We start from the raw sequence: 23,202 nt of genomic DNA on the forward strand, positions 1-23,202 counted from the left end.
ACAACCCGATCACGGACAAAATCGTTCCGCGCGCGTTTGTCGCAATCGTGTCATCGCTTCGTGCGTCGTTCTCTCAGCGATGTTTCGCAACCCGTTGAATTCTTTCGACACCGGGAGCCGATAGCGACGTGTTGCAGCGCGTTGCTGCGTCGCCGCATGCCGGGCGTGGTTCAGCTGTGCTTTAGTTTGGATCGATCCACAGGGGAGGGTGATCGAATCGAGATGGATCGATTCAACGCCCGGGATCGCCATCCGACCGCGCGCCCACCATCCAAGAGCAACCACCCATGGCTCAGTCCGTCCGCAACCGTCGTCATCTGCTGTCCCAGGCCCTCGTGCTTGCCTTGCTGCCCTTCGCAGCGGGCGCACAGGAAGCGACCACGTCCTCTACCAAGGACCTCGATGCCGTCACCGTTACCGGTTCGCGCATCAAGCGCGCCGGCGTCGAAGGTCCGGCCCCGGTCAACGTGATCACCGCCGCACAGATCCAGAAGGAAGGCTTCGTCACCGTCTACGACGCGCTGAAGACGCTCACCGAAGCGACCGGCACCGTTGAAGCGGCATCGCAGTGGGGCTCGCACACGCCCAACGCGAGCGGCCTGAACCTGCGCGGCATGGGGCCCAACCGCAGCCTGCTGCTGGTCAACGGCCGCCGCGTGGCCGACTACCCGCTGCCCTATGGCGGCGAGACCAATTTCTCCAACTACAGCAACATTCCTGCCGCTGCCGTGGAGCGCATCGAAGTGCTGACCGGCGGCGCGTCGGCGATCTATGGTTCGGACGCCATCGCCGGCGTGGTCAACGTCATCCTGAAGACCAACTACGACGGCGACGAAGTGCGCGTGCGCGGTGGTACCTCCACCGAAGGCGGCCGCGATACCTGGGACCTGTCCTGGGCGGGTGGCAAGACCGGCGACAACTGGAGCGTGACCTACGCTTTGCAGTACACCAAGCGCGATCCGCTGTTCGGCCGCGACCGGCCGCAGATGGACGACGCTGACGATGCGCTGTACCCGTCCTGGAACATGGAACAGCGCAAGGTCGGCTTCCGTCCCACCGCAGGCCTGGCGCTGATCGACCCGAGCAACGGCCAGCGCCTGGCACCGCCGGACGGCACCTGCGAGAAATTCGCTGGCGAGTACTACACCGCAGATCGGCTGGTCTACAACTACAACGCCAATACAGTGAGCAACACCGGCCGCCTGTGCGGCATGAGCGCCGACTACGCCAACTGGCTGCTGACCGGTGGCTCGGAGAACGTGTCGGGCAATCTCTATGGCACCTTCGATTTCGGTGATGGCCTGCAGGCCTGGAGCAACCTGGCGGTGTACCGGTCCGAGGCGATCTGGGGCACCAATCCCCCCAGCGTTTCGTTGATCGATGATGCCAACGGCTATTACTGGGATGCCAACCGCAATCGCCCGGTGCTCGGCGTGCGCCAGTTCACGCCGAACGAAGTCGGTGGCCTGGACACGCTGCGCAATACCAACCGCGAGTTGTCGTGGGATATCAGCGCAGGCCTGCGTGGACGCCTGGCCGATCGCTTCGACTGGAGCGCCACGGTTGGCCGTTCCTACTACCGCGTTGAAGAGCGGCAGAACGTGGTGGACGAACAGAAGTCGTACGACTTCTTCCTCGGCCCACGGCTGGGCACCACCGGCGACGGTGAGGCCATCTACGCATTGAACGAGTCGCGCTGGTGGAACCCGATCACCCCGGACCAGTACTGGCAGATGGGCACGGTCGCGAAGAATCGCGCCTCCTCCTACGTCAACCAGGCCTCGGCCGACATCACTGGTGAACTGTTGCAGGGCTGGGCCGGTCCGATTTCGTTCGCGGCGGTGGCCGAAGTGGCGAAGCAGGGCTATCACCTCAGCCCGGATCCGCGTGCCGGCATCGATTTCGACCTGCAGAACGTTGATCGTGGCGGCGGTGAGCGCACCCGCTATTCGGCCGGTGTCGAGTTCAAGATCCCCTTGGCCGACAGCCTGATCGCCACCGCTGCGGCACGCTACGACCGCTATGGCAGCTACAAGGCCGACGGCGGCGGCGAGGCGCTGGATGTCGGCAGCCAGAAGGAAACCACCTGGAACGCCGGCCTGGAATGGCGTCCGTTCGAGTCGCTGCTGGTGCGCGGCTCCTACGCGACCAGCTTCCACGCGCCGGACATGCACTACCTGCTCGGCCAGGCCAGCAGCTCCGAAGTGCTGACCTACGACCGCCTGCGCTGCATCGAGAGCGGCGCGTATCTGGTCAACAACTGCGGCGTGGGCAATACCGATGTCTGGTATGCGTTCGACGTGAACCGTCGGGGTACGCCGCTGCTGCGCTCGGAAACCGGCAATTCGTGGACGGTCGGCTTCGTCTGGGACGTACTGCCGAACCTGTCGATGAGCGCGGATTACTGGGCGATCAAGCTGGAAGACATGATCGTCGACGTCGGTGCGGACGAAGTGCTGGCCAGCGAGGCCGGCTGCCTGACCGGCAAGAACATGGACGGTACGCCGTGGGCGAATCCGGCTGGTGAGGCTTACTGCGACGGCATCCTGGCCCGGGTGAATCGTGACAGCAGCGGACGGTTGGTGTCGATCGAGCGCGGGCCGTTCAACCTGGCCAGCCGCGAAGTGCGTGGTATCGATCTGAGCGCGCGCTATCGGCTGGAGACGGCCGCATGGGGCAGCTTCCAGCTGGGGGTGAACTACACCAACCAGATCTCGACGAAGGAGCAGCGCTACGCCAACGATCCGAACCCTGAGCGCCGCGACCGTGACCTGCGCAGCAAGTTGCGCGCGAGCCTGGCCTGGCAGGGCGGCAACTGGAACGCGAACGTGTATGCCGACCGCATCGGCTCGGTGCCGGGCGTGCGCTATCACTGGGGCACCGACCGCCTGGACAACCCCGGCGGCTGCCTGCCTTTCGCCGATGGCTACGTGCCCAGCGACAGTCCGTCGTTGAACTGCCTGGAGCCTGCCACCCGTCCGGATGGATCGGCCAATCCGAACCCGAATGCGGGGCAGCAGACGGCGCGCTATTACGGCCGGGTCGGGCCGTTCATTACCTGGAACTTCAATGTCGGCTACCAGGTGACCGAGTTCATGAAGGTCAATCTGTACGTGAACAACGCGTTCAACGCGACCAGCTGGAACCACAAGGACCCCTACAAGGTCGACTACGATTTCGCCCCGACGCGTCTGCTTGGTGCGGTGGGGCGCGAGTTCGCGCTGGAGTATGTGTTCACGTTCTGAGGGACGGCGGCGCCGGGCATGACCCGGCGCCAGCCACGGGATGACGGGGTAGCCACGCATGGCGTGGCTCTACTGGGCGTTCGGGATGCCGGGTGGCCAGGCATGGCGTGGCTCTACCCAGGCTTTGCAGTAGATCCACGCCATGCGTGGATGGGCCGCTGGCCGGGCGGGGTGGATTTGACCTTCCCACGATGGCAAGGTCTAGGCTGGTCATCTCTCCAGATGGAACCAGGGAAACCAGGCCATGAGCACCTCAAGCGTTACCGCCGTCCCCGGGACGGCTTCCATCCTCAGCCTGCCGATCGAAGGCATGACCTGCGCCAGCTGTGTTGGCCGGGTCGAAGCGGCCCTGGCCAAGGTCGAGGGGGTCGCCAGCGTGTCGGTCAACCTGGCCACCGAGCGTGCGGACATCCGCTCCTCTGGTCCGATCGACCGCGACGCGCTGATCCAGGCGGTGGAAAGCGTGGGTTATGAGGTACCGGCTGCGACCACCGAACTGGCCGTGGAAGGCATGACCTGCGCGTCCTGCGTCGGCCGCGTGGAGCGTGCGCTGTTGGCGGTGCCGGGCGTCAGCCAGGCCAGCGTCAACCTGGCCACCGAACGTGCAACCGTGCGCGGCGTCGCCGGCATCGACGCACTGGTAGCGGCGATCGACAAGGTCGGCTACGCGGCGCACGCGATCGATGGCGGCACCCAAGTCGATGAGGAAGCGGCGGAAAAGAAGGATGCCGAGCGGGTGGCGCTGAAACGCGACCTGATCCTGGCCAGCGTGCTGGCAGCACCGGTGTTCGTGCTGGAAATGGGTTCGCACCTGATTCCCGGCATGCATCACTGGGTGATGTCCACGATCGGCCTCCAGGCCAGCTGGTACCTGCAGTTCGTGCTGACCACGCTGGTCCTGGCCATTCCCGGCCGGCGCTTCTACCAGAAGGGCTTCCCGGCGCTGCTGCGCTTGGCGCCGGACATGAACTCGCTGGTGGCGGTGGGTACCGCGGCGGCGTTCGGCTATTCGGTCGTGGCCACCTTCATCCCGCACCTGTTGCCGGCGGGCACGGTGAATGTCTACTACGAAGCGGCGGCAGTGATCGTCGCGCTGATCCTGCTCGGTCGGTTCCTGGAGGTGCGCGCGAAAGGCCGCACGTCAGAGGCGATCAAGCGCCTGGTCAACCTGCAGGCCAAGGTGGCGCACGTCAGTCGCGAAGGGCGCATCGTCGATATCCCGATCAACGAGGTGCTGCTGGGCGACCTGCTGGAAGTGCGTCCGGGCGAGCGCGTGCCGGTGGATGGTGAGGTGACGGAAGGTCGCAGTTTCGTCGACGAGTCGATGATCACCGGCGAGCCGATCCCGGTGGAGAAGTCGGCAGGCAGCGGCGTGGTCGGCGGCACCGTCAACCAGAAGGGCGCACTGACCCTGCGTGCCACGGCGGTGGGTGGGCAGACCATGCTGGCGCAGATCATCCGTCTGGTTGAACAGGCGCAGGGCTCCAAGCTGCCGATCCAGGCCGTGGTCGACAAGGTGACGCTGTGGTTCGTGCCGGCGGTCATGCTGGCGGCCCTCGCTACGTTCCTTGTGTGGTTGATCTTCGGGCCGTCGCCGGCGCTGACCTTCGCGCTGGTCAACGCGGTGGCCGTGCTGATCATTGCCTGCCCGTGCGCGATGGGGCTGGCGACGCCGACCTCGATCATGGTCGGCACCGGTCGCGGCGCCGAGATGGGCGTGCTGTTCCGCAAGGGTGAGGCGCTGCAGCTGTTGAAGGACGCCAAGGTGGTGGCGGTGGACAAGACCGGCACCTTGACCGAAGGCCGCCCGTTGCTGACCGACCTGGAGATCGCCGACGGCTTTGATCGCGCGCAGGTACTGGCGCGGGTGGCAGCGGTGGAATCACGCTCGGAGCATCCGATCGCCCGCGCCATTGTCGAGGCGGCGACGGAGGAGGGCATCGCGCTGCCGGCGATGCTTGATTTCGAGTCGGTGACCGGCATGGGCGTGCGTGCCACCGTCGATGGCGCACGCGTGGAAGTGGGCGCCGATCGTTTCATGCGTTCGCTGGGCGTGGACATCGGCAGTTTCGCCGTGCTGGCCGATCGCCTGGGCAACGAAGGAAAGTCGCCACTGTATGGCGCCATCGATGGCCGCCTGGCGGCGATCATCGCCGTCTCCGATCCGATCAAGCCGAGTACGCCGGCCGCCATTGCCGCCCTGCACCAGCTTGGCCTGAAGGTGGCCATGATTACCGGTGACAACGCCGCTACCGCACAGGCCATCGCCCGCCAGCTCGGCATCGATGAAGTGGTGGCCGAAGTGCTGCCGGAAGGCAAGGTGGAAGCGGTGCGCCGCTTGAAGGCGGCTTACGGTCAGATCGCGTTCGTCGGTGATGGCATCAACGATGCGCCGGCGCTGGCCGAGGCGGATGTCGGCCTGGCCATCGGCACCGGCACCGACGTCGCGGTGGAGTCGGCCGACGTGGTGCTGATGTCCGGCAACCTGCAGGGCGTGCCCAACGCCATCGCGCTGTCGAAGGCGACCATCGGCAACATCCGCCAGAACCTGTTCTGGGCCTTTGCCTACAACACCGCATTGATTCCGGTCGCGGCCGGTGCGCTGTATCCGGTATGGGGCGTGTTGCTGTCACCGGTGTTCGCGGCCGGTGCCATGGCCCTGTCCAGTGTGTTCGTGCTCGGCAATGCGCTGCGCCTGCGGCGCTTCCAGGCGCCGATGGCGGACGCGTCCCATGCGGCCCACTGAAGGAGCGATTGCATGAACATCGGTGAAGCATCGAAGGCATCCAGCGTGTCGGCCAAGATGATCCGCTACTACGAGCAGATCGGCCTGATTCCGCCCGCTGACCGCACCGGCGCGGGCTATCGCGCCTATTCGCAGGCCGACGTGCATCGGCTGCGTTTCATCCGCCGCGCGCGTGATCTCGGCTTTTCGGTGGCCGAGATCACCGACCTGCTGGGCCTGTGGAACGACACGTCGCGCCACAGCGCCGACGTCAAGCGCCTGGCCGAGCAGCACATCGATGACCTCGAACAGCGCATCGAGAACATGCGGCAGATGGCCGATACATTGAAATCGCTGATCAGCTGCTGCGCTGGTGATGATCGCCCCGAGTGCCCGATCCTGCAGCGGTTGGGTGAAGGCGAAGAGGGCGCTGCGCCGGTTGCAGCACCCGCAGGGGCAGTACGCAGGCGCGCGCGCAGGACCTGACCAAGACAGATGGAAAAGAAAATGCCCGCCCTGGCAGCTGCACAGGGCGGGCATCGTTCATGCAATCGGCAGCGTGATCAGGCCGTACGCGGCGGGAAACCCGCTTCGGTCAGCGCCGCGACGATCTGCGCTTCGCTGGCCGAGGTCTGCACCTGCACGCGACGGCTGGCCGGGTCGGCCGACACGGTGGCTGCCGGGTCGACCAGCTCGATCGCCTTGGTCACGCTGCGTGCGCAGCCACCGCAGGTCATGCCTTCCACATGGAATTCCATCTGTAGCTCCTTCGATTCACTTGGGGGTGGAGGCAGTGTGCACCTTGCAACGATGGCAGGGTCAAGCGTTCCCCGGAGCGAAGGGACCACAAAAAACGGCAGCCACCTGTACCAGCGCGGCTGCCGTGGAGGATCGTCCCCGCCAGTAGGCGGGGGCACTGCGTTAGAACTTCCAGTTCACGCCGAAGTACAGCTGGCGGCCGGCGTAGATGTTGGACAGCAGGCGGGCCTGGCTGTCGTTGCCCAGATAGCTGCGCAGCTCGGACTTGGTGGCGTTGAGCACCGAGGCGGTAACGGTCCAGTCCGGAGTCAGGTTGTAGGCCACGTTCAGATCGAGCTGGTCGTAGGGCTTGGTGTAGGTGGTGAGGCCGTTGTTGAGGCCGCCGACCACTTCGCCGCGACGGTTGTACGAGGCGCGTGCCAGGAACTTCTCGTTCTCGTAGAACACGGTCACGTTGGCCTGGTTCTTGGCGCTGCCCACCAGCGGCGAGGAACCGATCTCTTCGCCATCCAGCACGATCGAAGCCAGGTTGGTGTCGTTGTAGGTGTAGTTGGCCTGCACGCCCAGACCGAAGTCGAAGGTGTACTGACCGTACAGCTCCACGCCCTGCGAGACACCGTCGCGGCCGTTGGCCTGCGTTTCATACTTCTGCACCGTCACCGATTGCCCGCCAACGGTCATCTGCTGATCGCGCACCACCGGCACGGTGAAGTTGTCCACGTTCTTGCGGAACAGCGCCACGCCGGCCACCGAACCCGGCTTGAAGTACCACTCCAGGCCCAGGTCGAACTGCACGGCCTCGAACGGCTCCAGCGCCTTGTTGCTGCCCGAGCCGTACCAGCCGGGGGTGTCGGTGCCGCCGGCGACGCGGCGGTCGTTGCTGTATTCCTCGCTGACGTAGCGCAGGCCGCCCGGGTAGGCGATGGAGGTGTAGCTCGGGCGGGCGATCACCTTCGATGCGGCACCACGCAGCACAAGGTTGTCGGTGATGTCCCAGGCGATGTTGAAGCTGGGCAGGAAGTCGGTGTAGGTCTTGTCCAGCGAGCTGAGCGTGTAGACCTTGTCACGGACCTGGTTGTCCGGCAGGCGCACGAAGCCGCCCTGGCAGCGCAGGTTCGGATCGGCGGCCGGATCATCGCAGCTCATCGGTGCGCCGCTGGCGTTGTCCACGAAGTAGTCGTTGAAGCGCTCGACCGAATCGCTGGACTGGGCGAACTGCCTGGTGCGCACCACGCGCACGCCGACGTTGCCGCGCACGCGGTCGGTACGGAAGTTGGCCTGGAAGTAACCCGAGTAGATCTTCTCGTTGACGTCGTAGACGAAGTCTTCCTCGGTGCGGTTGTACGAACCGCCGTAGGTCTTGTTCAGGTAATCGATGTAGGCCGGGTAGTTGATGCCCGGGAACACGTTGGCGTTGAAGCCACCGGTGATGTTGCTGATCGGATTGGACAGGAAGAAGCCCGGCTGGGCATTGCCTGCCGTTGGATCGCAACCGGCCTGGTAGCGGTTGTTGTCATAGTCGGCCGGATCCAGGCCCGGGCACACCCAGTAGGTGTTGCCGGTGTTGCGGTGGACCTGGCCGTCACGGTACTTGGCGCCGAACTGGATCGAGTCCAGCCAGCCGGCTTCGAACAGCTTGGTGACGTCGGCCTGGAAGTAGTTCTGCTTGACCTCGGTCTGCATCCACGACGAATCGGTCGAGCCGGTGTCCACTTCGGCGATGCCGGCCATCAACTGCTGCTGCAGATCCGGCGAGAACTGCACCGACGGCGTGCCGGTCAGGTCCCACGCGGTGTACTGGTTGCCCGACTGCCATTGGTTGCCGACCTTGCGGCGCGGCTTGGCCGACATCCGGAAGTTCATCGACGGGCCACCTTCGGACCACGTGCGGCCACCGGTGAACGACGCCTTCCACAGCGGGCTGATGTCCCAGTCGATGGTCAGGTCGGCGGTCTGCGAGAGCGCCTTTTCCTTGCTGTAGCCACCGGTCAGCTGCGGGGTGGGGATGGTGCAGTCGTCCGGGCCCCAGCCACCGGGCTTCATGCCGGCCGCTGCGGCTTCGTCTTCACTGCAGTAGTAGGTCTTGCCGGCCAGCTTTTCGTACTGCGCACCGGTGACGATGCTGCCGCTGGGGTCGAAGCTGAGCCCGTTGAGCAGGCGGCCGCCATCCCAGTTGCCGTCCTGGTTGTAACGGGCCAGGTTCCACTCCGGCACCTTCAGCATGTTCTGGGTGTAATCACCCTGCAGTTCGAAGCGGAAGTAGTTGGCGGTCAGGGTGAGGTTGTCGATGGGCTTGAACTGGAAGGTCAGCTGGCCGCCCTTGCGCTCGCGCTTTTCTTCCTTCACCGCGAAGTTCACCGAGGTCGGCATGAAGAACTCGCTGTAGTTCTTGCCGGTCTGGTTGTTGAAGCCGGACTGGCCCCACCAGTAGTGGATGCCGTCCTGTTCCAGCAGGTTACCGTTGGCATCGCGGGCGGTGGTGTTGTTGCCGTACCACTGGTAGTCCTCGGTGCTGGCTTCCATGGTGCGGCTGGTGCGCTTCTGCTGGGTCACGCCGACCAGCACGCCGAAGCGCTCGTCCTTGCTGTGCCAGGAGTACAGCGCCGACACCTGCGGGTCGACGTCGTGGCTGGTATCGGACGAGGTGCCTTCCAGGTTCACGTAGCCGGAATTGGCTTCCATATCCAGCGGGCGGCGGGTGTGCAGGATGACCGTGCCGCCGATGCCGCCTTCGTCGATGCGCGCTTCCGGCGACTTGAACAGCTCGGCGCTGGACAGCATGTTCGACGGCAGCAGGGTGTAGTTGAACGAGCGGGTGGCTTCGTTGTTGGTTTCCGACGAAGCGACGAAGTTGCCGTTCAACTGGGTCAGGGTCAGGTCGGGCGCGAGGCCGCGCACGCTGACCGACTTGCCTTCGCCACCGCTGCGGGTGATGACCACGCCGGGCACGCGCTGCAGGGCGTCGGCCACGTTCTTGTCGGGGAACTTGCCAACGTCCTCGGCGGTGATCACTTCGACCACGGCATTGGCGTCGCGCTTCTGCTGCAGGCTCTTTTCGATCGCGTAGCGATAGCCGGTGACCTGGACGCTGTCCAGGGTGGTGGCATCCTGCGCGCCGGTCGTTGCCGCCTGCTGCGCGGAAGCGCCAAGCGGGGCGACGGCGGCGGCCAGGGCCAGCGCGATGGCCAGCGACAACGCGTCGTGGCCCTGCGTACGTGTTGAATGCTTCATTGCCATCTCTCCCTCTCTCCTGGATTGATCCGGTGACTGACTGACGCGGAAACTTGAATCGATCTAATTCGTGATGCCGATCTTGCCTTCGCCCTGCAGATGCAGCGAGCGCCTGGCGGATGACACGGCACGTCCTGTCTTGCTCCCCAACTCCCGGGCCATCGCGCTGTCGTCTTGGATCGATCTAAGCGATGGGCGGGGCGATTTTTAGCACGGCAACGGCGCCGGTGCATGTTGCTGCGCAATATGGCAGCGACGTGTCGTGCATATGACCCTTCGCGGAAAGTTGCTGTAAGCGGTTACATGCGCAAACGGGGTGGGTCGGCCGGGCTGCGCCCGGCACCCGCAGAGGACGAAGCCAGGGCAGCAGCAACGGCAACAGCAACAGCCACAGCACAGCGGCTTTCCGTGGGATGGCGGGGTGGGTCCGGTTGCGGGGGACGCTGCAAGTACGTCCCTGTAAGCTCGGTCGCGCCATCCATGGCGCTCACGCCCCCGCAACCGGACCCACCCCGCCTTCGACAGATTCCCGATGCCGTTGGTAGATGTCGACCTTGGTCGACACCTGGATCCATGCTATGCATGGATGAAATCCAATCGATGATTTCGAAATCGGTAGGTACATCCATCCACGGCTTGCGTGGATCAAATTCGTCGAAATCGAATATTTCGGTAGTTCATCGAACAGCATCCGCGCGTGGCGTGGATCCACGTGTCGACCAAGGTCGACACCCACCAGAATTCCGACAGATCGCCGAAAACTGTCGAAGGCGGGGTGGGTCCGGTTGCGGGGGTGTCCGCGGCATGGATGCCGCGGCCAAGCCCCCAGGGACGGGTTCACGGCGTCCCCCGCAACCGGACCCACCCCGCCATCCCACGGAGTGCAGCTGTCGCTGTTGCCGTTGCCGTTGCTGCTGCCCTGGCTTCGGCCTCTGCGGGTGCCGGGCGCAGCCCGGCCGAAGCCCACCTCTCATGCTGCGCCGCAGAATGCATTGGGCGAAATTCCCATGGTCTACTTGAATCGATCTAAATCCGCCGGGGTGCGGATTTGTACCGATGGAAACGAGGGCTCGGCCTGTGCGGCCGGTCCTTCGCTGCCGCCCTGCCGCCAAGGAGTCCTGCCCGTGACCAGGTTGTCCCACCGTCGTCCCGACCGCCGCCTGTCGGCACTGTCCCATCGGCCCCTGGCCCGCATCGCCTGCCTGTTGGCGCTGGCGGTGACGCCCTGGCTGCAGGCCGCGCCGGCCGCGCTGGAGCGCGAGGTCAATACCTTCATCGGCAGCAAGGATGACGGCAACACCTTCCCCGGCGCCTCGGCACCATTCGGCCTGATCCAGGTCAGCCCGATCGGCAGCCACTATTCGGGCTGGCGCTACGACGACGACAAGATCCGCGGCTTCGGCCATTCGTTCCTCTCCGGTGCCGGTTGCTGGGAGCAGGGCGGTCAGGTCTCGGTGCTGCCGGTGACGGGCAGCATCGGCCCCGGTGGCGACTTCGATACTGCCAACCCCAAGCAGTTCGACCACAAGGCGTACGCCTCGGCCTATACCCATGACGGCGAAATCGGCCAGGCCGGCTACTACAAGGTGCGTCTGACCAGCTACGGCGGCATTGATGCGGAAGCGACGGCGCGTACCCGCGCGGCTGCCGAGCGTTACACCTTCAGCCAGGGCAAGGGCGATGGCCACGTGCTGGTCAATGTCGGCCAGGCCAACGAGCGCCACTCGGTGATCGGCAGCGTGGTCGATGTGGTGGGTGATCGCGTGGTTGAAGGCAAGCTGGTCACCAAGAGCTTCTGCGGTGGCCATCAATACACTACCTGGTTCCGTATCGAATTCGACCGTCCGTTCAAGGCGCATGGCACCTGGGGCGAGGGCGGTGGCCTGCCGGGCGCGCGCCACAGCATGGAAGGCGAGCAGAAGCCGAATGGCGCGTGGCTCAGCTTCGATCTGGCCAAGGGCCAGTCGGTCACGGCCGTCAGCGCGATTTCGCATGTGGATGCCGAAGGTGCACGCACCAACCTGCGCGCTGAGGGCATGCAGGGCGGGGCGCTGCTCGGTTTCGATCGCATGCGCGCGCTGTCGCAGCAATCGTGGCGCGAGCAGCTGGCACGCGTCCGCGTGCAGGGTGGCAATGGCGATGACCGCACCGTGTTCTACAGCGCGCTGTACCACGCGCTGCTGCAGCCGCTGACCGGCAGCGATGCTGATGGGCGCTACCGTGGTTACGACGATGGCATCCATCGCGCCGATGGCTGGACCTACTACGAGTACTTCTCGCTGTGGGACACCTACCGCGCACAGAACCAGTGGCTGGCACTGACGCGCCCGGACGTGGCGCGCGACATCGGCCGCAGCCTGCTGGCGATCGACGAGCAGGGCGGCTGGTTGCCGCGCTGGGGCTATGCCAACTTCGAGACCAACATCATGACCGGCGACCCGGTCACCCCCTTCATGGTCGATCTGTGGCGCTTCGGTGCACTCAAGGGCCGTGAATCGCAAGCCTGGGATGCATTGCGCCGCAATGCGTTTGGCACGCCGCCACTGAACTCGCGGATGGCCGGCCGTTCCGGCAACCCGACCTATCTGGACAAGGGCTACGTGGTCTACGACCGTGCGTTCCCGTCCAAGGGCATGGATGTCGATCCGCACCATGGCGGCTCGGCGACGCTGGAATATGCGCTGGCCGACTGTGCGCTTTCGCAGATGGCCGAGGGCCTCGGCCACACGCAGGATGCAGCAACGTTGCGTGAGCGTGGCCGCAACTGGCGCAAGGTATGGGACCCGCAGGTACGTGATGCGGAAACCGGCTTCAGTGGCTTCCCGCGCGCGCGCACCGAAGATGGCCAGTGGTATACCCCGGCAGACGGCCATTACAGCCCGCGCTCGCACCATGGTTTCCATGAAGGCACCGCTTGGCAGTACCAGTGGCTGGCGCAGCAGGACGTGCCGGGCCTGGTCGAGGCGATGGATGGTCGCGAGCAGGCAGGCCGCCGCCTCGATGCGTTCTTCGCGATGGATGCGCTGCAGGCCGACCCGCTCAATGCCGCCCGCAAGGAATGGGTGGTCGGGCCGTACAGCTACTACAACCAGTTCCGCTACAACCCCAACAACGAGCCCGACCTGCATTCGCCGTGGCTGTACACGCTGATCGGCCAGCCGTGGAAGACCGCCGCGGTGGTGCGTGCAGCGCAACAGCTGTTCACCAATGCGCCCAATGGCGTGACCGGCAACGATGATCTCGGCACGATGTCGGCCTGGTACCTGTTCAGTGCGATCGGCGTGTACCCGGCGGTGCCGGGCAGCGGCGAGTTCCTGCTGCATACGCCGCGCTTTGCCAAGGTCGAGGTCGAGCTGGGCAACGGCCGCACCCTGCGCATCGAGGCGCCTGGCGCCGATGGCCGCCGCCTGCAGTACGTGCAGGGCGTGCAGGTCGATGGCCAGGCACATGCCCCGGTGTGGCTGGGCTGGAACCAGCTGCAGCAGGGCCCGAAGCTGCGTTTCGCCCTTGATGGCACGGCGCCGACGCAGGGCTGGGGCACGGCGGTGAAGGATCTGCCGGTGTCCTGGTGTGCGGCCCCGGGCAGCCAGCTGCACTGAGCCGGGCTGTGCCGTTCGAGGCAACCCAGCGAACGGCACGGCACGACAGGGCCGCGATCCATTAGGCTTGAGTATCCATCGGAGTGCGGGAAGACGATGAACGACAACGGCGACAGTTCCAGCAAGCGTTCCGGCAAGGCGGTGACGGTGACCGACATCGCCCGTGCCATCGGCGTTTCGCGCGCGACCGTGTCGCTGGTGCTGCGCGGCAGCCCGCTGGTCAACGTCGATACCCGTGCCCGGGTGGAGGCTGAGCTTCGCCGCCAGCGCTATGTCTACAACCGCGCGGCGGCGAACCTGCGGCGACGCACATCGTCCAGCATCGCGCTGGTCATCAACGATCTGTCCAACCCGTTCTTCGCCGAATTCGCTTCCGGTGTGGACGAAGCACTGGGCGGGCGTGGCTACGTGACCCTGCTCGGCAGTACCGGCGAGTCACCCGAGCGCCAGCAGGCGGTGCTGTCCACGCTGATGGAGCACACGCCTGCAGGCCTGATCCTGTCGCCGGCCGAAGGCAGCGATGCCGCGCTGCTGCGGCAGGCGCTGGGTGCCAATGCCAACGTACTGCTGTTCAACCGCGAGCTGGAAGGCGCCGAGTGGGACTTCCTGACCCTGGACAACCAGCATGGTGCTTACCTGGCCACCCGGCACCTGATCGAGCGCGGTCATCGCCAGATCGCGTTCTTCGGTGGCCACGCCGCATCGAGTTCCTGCCACCAGCGCCGCGCGGGTTTCCAGCAGGCACTGGCCGAAGCCGGTCTGGCGCTGCCGCCGGGCTGGATGATCGAATCGGCACCCAACCGCCTGGAAGCGGCCGCGCGTACGGACGAACTGTTCGTCGACGGCCATCGGCCGAGCGCGGCGGTCTGCTACAACGACACCGTCGCGCTGGGCCTGATGCTGGGCCTGAACTCGCGCGGCATCCGTCCCGGCGGTGATTTCGCGGTGACTGGTTTCGATGATATTTCCGAAGCGTCGGTCGCCGTGCCGCCGTTGACCACCTTGACCGCCGACCCGCGCGAGCGCGGCCGGCAGGCGGCATCCCTGCTGCTGCAACGACTGGAGGAACCGGATGCGCCCCCACGGCGCACGGTCGCCCCGGTACAGTTGCGCATCCGCGAAAGCAGTGCCGCACGTCCGAACTGATGCTCTGCTGCTGAACTGATTGCACCCTTCCACGCACCAACGACCTTTCGCGCATCGAGGCGCGTACCGCATGCCGATCTCCGCAACGCCCCGCCCATCCGGTTCCCCGGGCAACCAGCCTGCCGTCACCAACGGCAAGGCGCTGGCCGTGGTCACCACCATCTTCTTCATGTGGGGCTTCCTGACCTGCCTCAATGACATCCTGATTCCGCATCTGAAGGCGGTGTTCGAGCTGAACTACGCCAAGGCGATGCTGGTGCAGTTCACCTTCTTCGGCACCTACTTCCTGATGTCGCTGCCCGCAGGGCGGCTGGTGGCGGCGCTGGGCTACAAGAAGGGCATCGTGGCCGGCCTGGTGATCGCCGGCATCGGCGCGCTGGGTTTCTGGCCCGCGGCCGAGCTGCGCATCTATGGCGCCTTCCTCGGTGCGTTGTTCGTGCTGGCCACCGGCATTACGGTGCTGCAGGTAGCAGCCAACCCGTATGTCGCGCTGCTGGGGCCGGAGCAGACCAGCTCCAGCCGCCTGACCCTGGCGCAGGCGCTGAATTCACTGGGCACGGCCATTGCGCCGATCTTCGGCGGCATGCTGATCCTGTCCAACACGGCCATGAGCGGCGAGCAGATTGCTGCACTGCCGGCCGCCGAGCAGCTGGCCTACCGTACCGCCGAGGCGCACGCGGTGCAGGGTCCCTACGTGGGCTTGGCGGTGGCGCTGGTGCTGCTGGCATTGTTCGTGTTCCTGTTCCGCCTGCCGGCGCTGAACGACACCACCGAGCAGGCTGACGAGGGTCATCAGCACAGCTACCTGGACGCGCTGCGCAAGCGCCATCTGCTGCTGGGCGTGCTCGGCATCTTCTTCTACGTCGGCGCTGAGGTATCGATCGGCAGCTTCCTGGTCAACTATCTGTCGATGCCCACCATCGGCGGCTTCAGCGAGCAGGAAGCCACCCACTATGTGTCGGCCTACTGGACGATGGCGATGATCGGCCGCTTCGCAGGTTCGGCGCTGCTGGCGCGCTTCTCGCCGAGCCGCCTGCTGGCGATCTTCGCGCTGGTCAATGTCGGCCTGCTGACACTGACCATGATGACCTCCGGCAATGTCGCGCTGTACTCGGTGGTGGCGATCGGCCTGTTCAACTCGATCATGTTCCCGACCATCTTCGCGCTCAGCATCGAGCGTCTGGGCCCGCTGACCAGCAAGGGTTCGAGCCTGCTGATCATGGCGATCGTCGGTGGCGCCGTGGTGCCTTACCTGCAGGGTGTCCTGGCCGACCACGTCGGCGTGCAGGCCAGCTTCATCCTGCCGCTGCTGTGCTACGGCTACATCATTTTCTACGGACTGGTCGGCGCCCGCGCGCCGGCTGCCGGCACGCAGGGAGGCTGAGTCGAAAATGGGTTCCATCGTCTGCTTCGGCGAAATTTTGATCGATCTACTAGCGCAGCCACCGGCCTCGGCCGATACACCGCGCGCGTTCCTGCAGTACGCCGGCGGTGCACCGGCCAACGTCGCGGTGGCCGCCGCACGGCTGGGCGCGAAGACCCAGTTCGTCGGCATGCTCGGCCGCGACATGTTCGGCGACTTCCTGGCGGAGAGCCTGAGCGAACACGGCGTCGGCACCGACTACATCGTGCGCACCGACGCGGCCAAGACCGCGCTGGCCTTCGTGGCGCTGGACGCGGGCGGCGAACGCAGCTTCAGCTTCTACCGTCCGCCTGCCGCCGACCTGCTGTTCCGTGACAGCGACTTCCAGGCAGGCTGCTTCGATGGCGCGCAGTGCTTCCATGTCTGTTCCAACAGCCTGACCGAAGCGCACATCGCCGAAGCGACGTTCGCCGGCATGGACCGCGCGCGTACGTCCGGTGCGGTGGTCAGCCTGGATCTCAACCTGCGTCCGGCGCTGTGGCCGGCCGATGTCGACCCGACGCCGCGGCTGTGGCAGGCGCTGGAACGCGCCGATCTGGTCAAGCTGTCGCGGGAAGAACTGGAGTACCTGGCAGCGCCGCTTGGTGATGACGGCGAGGCACTGGTGCTGCGGCGCCTGCTGGCTGCGCAGGCACGCTGGGTGATCATCACCGACGGCGCCGCCACGCTGCATTGGTACACCCGCGAAACGCAGGGCAAGGTCACCAGCTTCCACGTGCCCACCGTGGACACCACCGCCGCCGGTGATGCCTTTGTTGGTGGCGTGCTGGTCGGTCTGCTGGAGCGGGGTGGGGCGGGTGCGGGCTTTGCCGCGTTCTGCCAGGACCCGCAGGCAATCGCCGCCACGCTGCGCTTCGGCGCTGCCGTTGGCGCACTGGCGGTGACCCGCAAGGGCGCGTTCGCTGCGATGCCCTCGTTCGATGAAGTGCAGCAGCTGCTGCAGGCACAGGACCTTCCCGCATGAGCACCTCGCCCGATTTCCGTTCTCCCGCTTTCCTGCGCGCGCACATCGCCGACACGATGGCGTTCTACCACCCGCGCTGCATCGATCCGAAGGGCGGTTTCTTCCACTACTTCCGTGACGACGGCAGCATCTACGATGCCAGCCATCGCCACCTGGTGAGCAGCACCCGTTTCGTCTTCAACTACGCCATGGCCTACCGCGAGTTCGGCAATGCCGAGTATCGCGATGCAGTCGAGCACGGCGTGCGCTACCTGCGCGAGGTGCATCGCAACTCGGCCACCGGCGGCTACGCCTGGACCCTGCGCGAGGGCGTGGTCGAGGACGACATGAACCACTGCTACGGCGTGGCCTTCGTGCTGCTGGCCTACAGCTGTGCATTGAAAGCGGGTATCGAAGAAGCCCGCACGTGGATGGACGAGACCTGGCAGCTGTTGGAAGCCCGCTTCTGGGAAGCGGAGCACGGCCTGTACCGGGACGAGGCCGACGGCCAGTGGAACTTCACCGGCTACCGTGGCCAGAACGCCAACATGCACATGTGCGAGGCGATGCTGGCTGCCTTCGAGGCCAGTGGCGAGCAGCGCTATGTCGAGCGCGCGCTGCAGCTGGCCGACAACATGACCCGCCGCCAGGCGGCCAAGGCCGGTGGGCTGGTCTGGGAGCACTACGACGTCAACTGGAACATCGACTGGGACTACAACCTGGACGATCCCAAGCATCTGTTCCGGCCATGGGGCTTCCAACCGGGGCACCAGACCGAGTGGGCCAAGCTGCTGCTGATCCTGGACCGCCACGTGCAGGCCGACTGGCTGGTGCCGACCGCGCAGCATCTGTTCGATGTGGCCGTGGAGCGCAGCTGGGACGAGGCGCGCGGCGGCCTGTACTACGGCTTCGCACCGGAGTCGCGGCGCCAGCCTGGCATGGACGGCGCGCCGATCGGCGGCGACAGCTTCGTCTGCGACGACGACAAGTATTTCTGGGTGCAGGCCGAGACCCTGGCTACCGCCGCACTGATGGCCGCGCGCACCGGCGATGAGCGCTATTGGCAGTGGTACGACCGTCTCTGGGCGTACTCATGGGAGCACTTCGTCGACCACCGGTACGGCGCGTGGTTCCGCATCCTCGACGCTGACAACCGCAAGTACAGCGACGAGAAGAGCCCGGCTGGCAAGGTCGATTACCACACCATGGGCGCCTGCTACGAAGTGCTGAACGTCGTTCGTTGAACATCGTCCGAATGCAGTAGTGCCAGGCCATGCCTGGCAAAAACAACAGGAGTCCGCACGTGCATCGCCTTCCCCTCGTTGTCCGTCTGCTTCTGCTGCTGATCGCGGCGACCGCATTCCCTGCAACCGCCGCACCGCTGCAGGCGCAATGGGAATTCCGCCTGCTGCCCGGCGACGCGCAGGGCGCGGCGCATCCGGGCCTGCAGCAGTGGCGCGCGGCCACGGTGCCGGGCAGCGTGCATACCGACCTGCTGGCGCACGAGCTGATCCGCGATCCGTACGTCGGCGCGCCCGAAGCCGAGCTGCAGTGGATCGGCCTGGCCGACTGGGAGTACCGCGCCCGTTTCGATGTGGACGCCGTCACCTTGGCCAAGCCCAACGCCGAGTTGCGCTTCGATGGCCTCGATACCTATGCCGAGGTGAAGCTCAACGGCAAGCCGCTGCTGCGTGCCGACAATGCCCACCGCACCTGGCGCGCCCGCGTCGAAGGTCGCCTGCGGGCGAAAGGCAACGAGCTGCAGATCGTGTTCCGTTCGCCGATCCGCACGCTGCTGCCGGGGGTGCAGGCGATGCCGCACAAAATCGCTGGCAATTATCCTTCGCCGTACGGCGATGAGCCCAAGGACGCGATGGTCGGCAACTTCGCGCGCAAGCCGGCCTACCACTTCGGCTGGGACTGGGGGCCGCGCTACGTGACGGCTGGGGTCTGGCGCGGCGTTGACCTGCAGGCATGGGGCGCGCATCGGTTGACCGACCTGGCCGTACGCACCGATGCGCTTGATGCAGGCAAGGCCAGGCTGGCCGTGGTGCTGCAGATGGAGCAGGGCGCGGTCGCCGGTCCGGTGGCGGTAGACGTTGAGGTGCGTGATCCCGATGGCCGCAGCGTTGCACGGGTGCAGCGCACGGTCGAGCTGAAGCCCGGCCAGAACAGCGTGGAGGTGCCGGTTGAACTGGCCAAGCCGCGGCGCTGGTGGCCGGTCGGCCATGGTGCGCAGGACTGCTACACCGTAATGGCCTCGCTCGACGGTGGCGCCGATTCCACGTTGAAGCGTGAGCAGCGCATTGGCCTGCGCACGGTCGAGCTGCGCCGCGAGCAGGACGACAAGGCAGGGCAGGGCTTCGCCTTCGTGATCAATGGTGTGCCGATCTTCGCCAAGGGCGCGAACGTGATCCCGTTCGACGCCTTCCCTGCGCGCGTTGATGCCGCGCGCCTGCGCCAGGTGCTGGTCGCCGCGCGCGATGCCAACATGAACATGCTGCGCAACTGGGGTGGTGGTTACTACGAAGACGATGCGTTCTTCGATATCGCCGACGAACTGGGCCTGCTGGTCTGGCAGGACTTCATGTTTGGCGGTGGCATGCAGCCGGGTTACGACCCGGCATTCCGCGCCAGCGTGGTCGCCGAGGCGCGCGACAACGTGCGCCGGCTGCGGCACCATCCCAGCATCGTGCTGTGGTGTGGCAACAACGAAGAAGAAACAGCATGGAAGGATTGGGGCCACGGCCGCGACCTGAAGGCCGCTGATCCGGCGTTCGCAGCGAAGGTCTGGCAGGGTTACGTCGATCTGTTCGGCAACGACCTGCGCCAGGTGGTGAGCGAAGACGGGCTGGGCGTGCCGTACTGGTCCAGTTCGCCCAGCAACGATCTGGACGAGAAGGCCAACGACTCCACCCGCGGTGACAAGCACTACTGGCAGGTGTGGGGAAATCCAGCGTTACCGGTGCAGGCCTATCTGCGCGAGACCCCGCGCTTCATGTCCGAGTACGGCCTGCAGGCCTGGCCTGCGGTGGCAACGGTGGACCAGATCGCTACTCGTGCGGAGCAGCGCATCGACAGTCCGGTGATCCGCGCGCACCAGAAATTCATGGCCGGCGAGGGCAATACGCGCCTGCTGCACTACATCGAACTGGGCTACGGCACGCCGAAGGACTTCGAGGACTTCGTCTATCTGAGCCAGGTGATGCAGGCCGATGGCATCGCCCTGGCGGCGCTGCACCATCGCGCTTCGCGGCCGTACACGATGGGCTCGCTTTACTGGCAGCTCAACGATGTCTGGCCGGGTGCCTCGTGGTCGAGCGTGGACTACTTCGGCCGCTGGAAGGCGCTGCACTTTGCCGCGCGCCGCTTCTTCGCGCCGGTCACCGTGGCGGCGCTGCGCGATGAGGGCAGGACGCGCGTGCGCCTGATCAACGACCAGGCCGCGCCGTTGGATGCACGGTGGCGCCTGCGGGTGATGGACGTGGAAGGCAAGGTGCTGCGTCGGCGCGAGCAGGCGGTGACGCTGGTCGCTGCCGGGGTCACCGACATCGGCAACTACGCGGATGCCGAACTGCTGGCCGGCGCCGATCCGGCGCGGACAGTGGCGGTGTTCGAACTGCTGCAGGACGGCAGGGTGACGGCACGGCAGGTGGTCGGATTCGTCGAAGCCAAGGACCAGGTGCTGCCACGGCAGCAGCTGACATCAACGTTGGCGATCGACGGTGACCACTACCGCCTGCGGCTGCAGAGCGCAGCGCTGGTGCGCGCGGCCTGGATCGATTTCGGCGCGCTGGACGTGCAGGTGGAAGACAACCTGCTGGACCTGCTGCCGGGCGAAACCCGCGACATCGCCGTGCGTGGCCCGGTGGATCTGACTGCGCTGCGAGAAGCGTTGAAGGTAAAAACCCTCAACGATCGTTGAGGGACACGCTTTGGTAGGTGCCAACCTTGGTTGGCACACCAGGAGCATGCCAACCAAGGTTGGCATCTACCAGAACCGGAAAGCCGACCATCGGGTGGGTGCGGACCGTTGGTCCGCACACCTTCTTGCCTACAGCTGGATCTGCTGGAAATTCTCGACCCGCTCGTGGCCGTTGGCGGCTGCGCCGATGCGCGGCATTGGGTAGTCGTCCAGGCGATCGATCAGGCGCGTCTGCAGGCCGGCTTCGCGGGCGGCGTCCAGTTCCTCGACCACATCGGACAGGAACAGGATCTCGCCAGCGGGAACGCCGATGGCCTGCGCGATATGGCGATAGCTGTCGGCCTCGCGCTTGCCACCAACTTCGGTATCGAACCAACCCGACACCAGCGGACTGAGGTCACCGGCATCGCTGAAGCCGAAGAACAGCTTCTGCGCCGGCACCGAACCGGAGGAATACACGTACAGCGGCAGGCCCGAGGCGTGCCAGCCCTTCAGCACCGGCGCCACTTCCGGGTAGAAGTGCGCGGTGTAGTCGCCACGACGGTAGCCCGCATCCCAGATCAACCCCTGCAGGGCCTTCAGTGCGGTGTGCTTGCGGTCCTGGTCGATCCAGCCCTGCAGCGTCTCGGCCACCAGGCTGTCCTGGCAGGCGCCGCCGATCTCGCTGGCGACGGCGTCCAGCCAGCGACGCACCTCTGGCTGCTGGCCATGTTCGGCGACGAAGCCGGGCAGCGCCTGGCGTGCGTACGGGAACAGCACGTTCTTGACGAACGAGATGCTGCTGGTGGTGCCTTCGATGTCGGTCAGGATGACGCGGGGCTGCATGGATCAGGACGCCTGGGTCGGAATGTAACGGGGAAATTTCTGCGCGATGTCGGTGCCGGTGAAGTGACCGACCCAGCCATCCGGCTCGGTGAAGAAACGGATCGCCACGAAGCTGGGCTCATCGCCCATGTCGAACCAGTGGGTGGTGCCGTCGGGCACGGCGATCAGGTCATCCTTCACGCACTCGATCTCATAGACCTTGTCGCCCACGTGCAGGGTGAACAGGCCGGAGCCAGCAACGAAGAAGCGCACTTCGTCTTCCTTGTGGAAGTGTTCGTCGAGGAACTTCTTCCTCAGCTCGGCGCGGTTCGGGTTGTCGGGGGCGATCGAGGCCACGTCCACGCTCTTGAAGCCGCGCTCGGCGACCAGGCGGTCGATGTCGGCGCGGTAGGCAGCAAACACCTCGTCCTGGCTTGCGCCCGGGGCGACCGGCGCGGTGGCCTGCCAGCGTTCAAAGGTGACGCCGATCTTCTGCAGTTCGGCAGCGATGACCGCGCCGTCCTGGGTATCCAGCAGCGGCGATTCGGGATGGGTGTCGTCGTAGATGCGCAGTCGGCTCATGGCGGCAGCTTGAACGTCTCGGGGGAGGACAGGGTAGCAGGGTGGCAACGATGGCCAGATTCCAGAATGGCATCTGGCCCTACTGGAAACGTCAGCGGCGCAGCTTGCGCAGCTCCAGCTCGCAGTGCAGCAGGAACTCGAATGCTTCCATGTGCCGGCGCGCTTCGGCCATGTCGCGACCCCAGGCGTACAGACCGTGGCCGTCGATCAGGTAGCCCCAGAGTGTCTGCGTGTCGAGCAGGGCGTCGACCTGGGCCGACAGCACGTCCATGTCCTGGGTGTTGGCGAACACCGGGATGTCGATGGCCATCTCGTGGGTGCTGTTGCCGGCGAAGGCCTTCAACAGTTCGTAGCCTTCCACCCGGATATGCCCTTGCGGCGCATACAGGCGCGAGGCGATGGTCTGCACCGGCGAATGGGTATGCAGCACGCAGCCGATCTCCGGGAAACGGCGATACAGCTGGGTATGCAGCAGGGTTTCGGCGGAGGGGCGCAGCGGGCGGCCGACGGCCTTGCCATCGAAGTCCACCACCATGATGTCGTCTTCGATCAGGCGGCCCTTGTCCTTGCCGGACACGGTGATCGCGGCGTGGCGGTCATCCAGGCGGTGGGAGAAGTTGCTGCTGGTGGCCGGGGTCCAGCCGGCCTGGGCCAGTTCGCGGACGTTGTCGATCAGCAGCTGGGCCAGTTCGCTCAGGCGCGCGGTGTCGTAGGGGAAGGTGGGGGTGTTCATGGGGGCGATTTTACTGGATTCGGCCAACGGCTGAGCCCCTCTGGCTGGTCGAGTAGAGCGGTTCATGGGGTGGGCGGGGCAGGTGGG

The 23,202-nt window shown here is 65.7% G+C and carries 14 protein-coding genes; 9 read left to right on the forward strand and 5 right to left on the reverse strand.

Annotation, left to right across the window (positions count from 1 at the left end; genetic code table 11):
* Nucleotides 1-287: 287 nt before the first annotated feature.
* The 3 genes from QP457_RS09880 (at nucleotide 288) to cueR (ending at nucleotide 6,456) form a co-directional block, all read left to right on the forward strand.
* Nucleotides 288-3,245: a TonB-dependent receptor gene (locus tag QP457_RS09880; RefSeq protein WP_205405590.1), complete on the forward strand. Its 2,958-nt coding sequence runs from the start codon at nucleotides 288-290 to the stop codon at nucleotides 3,243-3,245.
* Between the two features lie 244 nt (nucleotides 3,246-3,489).
* Nucleotides 3,490-5,991 (forward strand): heavy metal translocating P-type ATPase, encoded by a 2,502-nt coding sequence (locus QP457_RS09885; protein ID WP_205405589.1) that lies wholly within the window; start codon nucleotides 3,490-3,492, stop codon nucleotides 5,989-5,991.
* Nucleotides 5,992-6,003: 12 nt separating this feature from the next.
* On the forward strand, nucleotides 6,004-6,456 hold the full coding sequence (cueR, locus tag QP457_RS09890) for a Cu(I)-responsive transcriptional regulator (RefSeq protein WP_100552412.1): 453 nt from the start codon (nucleotides 6,004-6,006) through the stop codon (nucleotides 6,454-6,456).
* Between the two features lie 77 nt (nucleotides 6,457-6,533).
* Here cueR and QP457_RS09895 read toward each other — a convergent pair whose 3' ends face one another.
* Both QP457_RS09895 and QP457_RS09900 read right to left on the reverse strand, forming a co-directional pair.
* Nucleotides 6,534-6,728: a heavy-metal-associated domain-containing protein gene (locus QP457_RS09895; RefSeq protein WP_089240853.1), complete on the reverse strand. Its 195-nt coding sequence runs from the start codon at nucleotides 6,726-6,728 to the stop codon at nucleotides 6,534-6,536.
* Between the two features lie 163 nt (nucleotides 6,729-6,891).
* Nucleotides 6,892-9,966, reverse strand: a complete 3,075-nt coding sequence (locus tag QP457_RS09900) for a TonB-dependent receptor (protein ID WP_205405588.1) — start codon at nucleotides 9,964-9,966, stop codon at nucleotides 6,892-6,894.
* 1,154 nt (nucleotides 9,967-11,120) lie between these two features.
* On the opposite strand from QP457_RS09900, the gene QP457_RS09905 reads away from it, so the two are divergent.
* From QP457_RS09905 to QP457_RS09930, 6 genes are all read left to right on the forward strand, one after another.
* Nucleotides 11,121-13,559 (forward strand): GH92 family glycosyl hydrolase, encoded by a 2,439-nt coding sequence (locus QP457_RS09905; RefSeq protein WP_205405677.1) that lies wholly within the window; start codon nucleotides 11,121-11,123, stop codon nucleotides 13,557-13,559.
* A 96-nt stretch (nucleotides 13,560-13,655) separates the two neighbouring features.
* Nucleotides 13,656-14,705: a LacI family DNA-binding transcriptional regulator gene (locus QP457_RS09910; protein WP_099818319.1), complete on the forward strand. Its 1,050-nt coding sequence runs from the start codon at nucleotides 13,656-13,658 to the stop codon at nucleotides 14,703-14,705.
* A gap of 70 nt (nucleotides 14,706-14,775) precedes the next feature.
* Nucleotides 14,776-16,089: an L-fucose:H+ symporter permease gene (gene fucP, locus QP457_RS09915; protein ID WP_205405587.1), complete on the forward strand. Its 1,314-nt coding sequence runs from the start codon at nucleotides 14,776-14,778 to the stop codon at nucleotides 16,087-16,089.
* Between the two features lie 7 nt (nucleotides 16,090-16,096).
* Entirely contained in the window at nucleotides 16,097-17,092 is a 996-nt protein-coding gene (locus QP457_RS09920) for a carbohydrate kinase (protein WP_205405586.1), read from the forward strand.
* Nucleotides 17,089-18,315, forward strand: a complete 1,227-nt coding sequence (locus QP457_RS09925; protein ID WP_205405585.1) for an AGE family epimerase/isomerase — start codon at nucleotides 17,089-17,091, stop codon at nucleotides 18,313-18,315. The genes QP457_RS09920 and QP457_RS09925 overlap by 4 nt, the downstream gene beginning before the upstream one ends.
* A 59-nt stretch (nucleotides 18,316-18,374) precedes the next feature.
* Entirely contained in the window at nucleotides 18,375-20,996 is a 2,622-nt protein-coding gene (locus QP457_RS09930) for a glycoside hydrolase family 2 protein (RefSeq protein ID WP_205405584.1), read from the forward strand.
* Nucleotides 20,997-21,125: 129 nt separating this feature from the next.
* Here QP457_RS09930 and mtnC read toward each other — a convergent pair whose 3' ends face one another.
* From mtnC to QP457_RS09945, 3 genes are all read right to left on the reverse strand, one after another.
* Nucleotides 21,126-21,821, reverse strand: coding sequence for an acireductone synthase (mtnC, locus tag QP457_RS09935; protein ID WP_205405583.1), 696 nt, complete (start codon nucleotides 21,819-21,821; stop codon nucleotides 21,126-21,128).
* 3 nt (nucleotides 21,822-21,824) lie between these two features.
* Nucleotides 21,825-22,382, reverse strand: coding sequence for an acireductone dioxygenase (locus QP457_RS09940; protein WP_180166943.1), 558 nt, complete (start codon nucleotides 22,380-22,382; stop codon nucleotides 21,825-21,827).
* A 91-nt stretch (nucleotides 22,383-22,473) separates the two neighbouring features.
* The gene (locus QP457_RS09945; RefSeq protein WP_059064090.1) at nucleotides 22,474-23,115 is read right to left on the reverse strand and encodes a methylthioribulose 1-phosphate dehydratase; all 642 of its coding nucleotides are present in this window, start codon (nucleotides 23,113-23,115) and stop codon (nucleotides 22,474-22,476) included.
* Nucleotides 23,116-23,202 lie beyond the last annotated feature (87 nt).

It is taken from the genome of Stenotrophomonas sp. As-7 (assembly GCF_030291015.1).
Classification (GTDB): domain Bacteria; phylum Pseudomonadota; class Gammaproteobacteria; order Xanthomonadales; family Xanthomonadaceae; genus Stenotrophomonas; species Stenotrophomonas lactitubi.

Coding starts and splice junctions, on each gene's coding strand:
- fucP (WP_205405587.1), top strand. CDS start 14,776: ATGCCGATCTCCGCAACGCCCCGCCCATCCGGTTCCCCGGGCAACCAG.
- QP457_RS09920 (WP_205405586.1), top strand. CDS start 16,097: ATGGGTTCCATCGTCTGCTTCGGCGAAATTTTGATCGATCTACTAGCG.
- QP457_RS09925 (WP_205405585.1), top strand. CDS start 17,089: ATGAGCACCTCGCCCGATTTCCGTTCTCCCGCTTTCCTGCGCGCGCAC.
- QP457_RS09880 (WP_205405590.1), top strand. CDS start 288: ATGGCTCAGTCCGTCCGCAACCGTCGTCATCTGCTGTCCCAGGCCCTC.
- QP457_RS09910 (WP_099818319.1), top strand. CDS start 13,656: ATGAACGACAACGGCGACAGTTCCAGCAAGCGTTCCGGCAAGGCGGTG.
- mtnC (WP_205405583.1), bottom strand. CDS start 21,821: ATGCAGCCCCGCGTCATCCTGACCGACATCGAAGGCACCACCAGCAGC.
- QP457_RS09895 (WP_089240853.1), bottom strand. CDS start 6,728: ATGGAATTCCATGTGGAAGGCATGACCTGCGGTGGCTGCGCACGCAGC.
- QP457_RS09945 (WP_059064090.1), bottom strand. CDS start 23,115: ATGAACACCCCCACCTTCCCCTACGACACCGCGCGCCTGAGCGAACTG.
- QP457_RS09900 (WP_205405588.1), bottom strand. CDS start 9,966: ATGGCAATGAAGCATTCAACACGTACGCAGGGCCACGACGCGTTGTCG.
- QP457_RS09940 (WP_180166943.1), bottom strand. CDS start 22,382: ATGAGCCGACTGCGCATCTACGACGACACCCATCCCGAATCGCCGCTG.
- QP457_RS09885 (WP_205405589.1), top strand. CDS start 3,490: ATGAGCACCTCAAGCGTTACCGCCGTCCCCGGGACGGCTTCCATCCTC.
- cueR (WP_100552412.1), top strand. CDS start 6,004: ATGAACATCGGTGAAGCATCGAAGGCATCCAGCGTGTCGGCCAAGATG.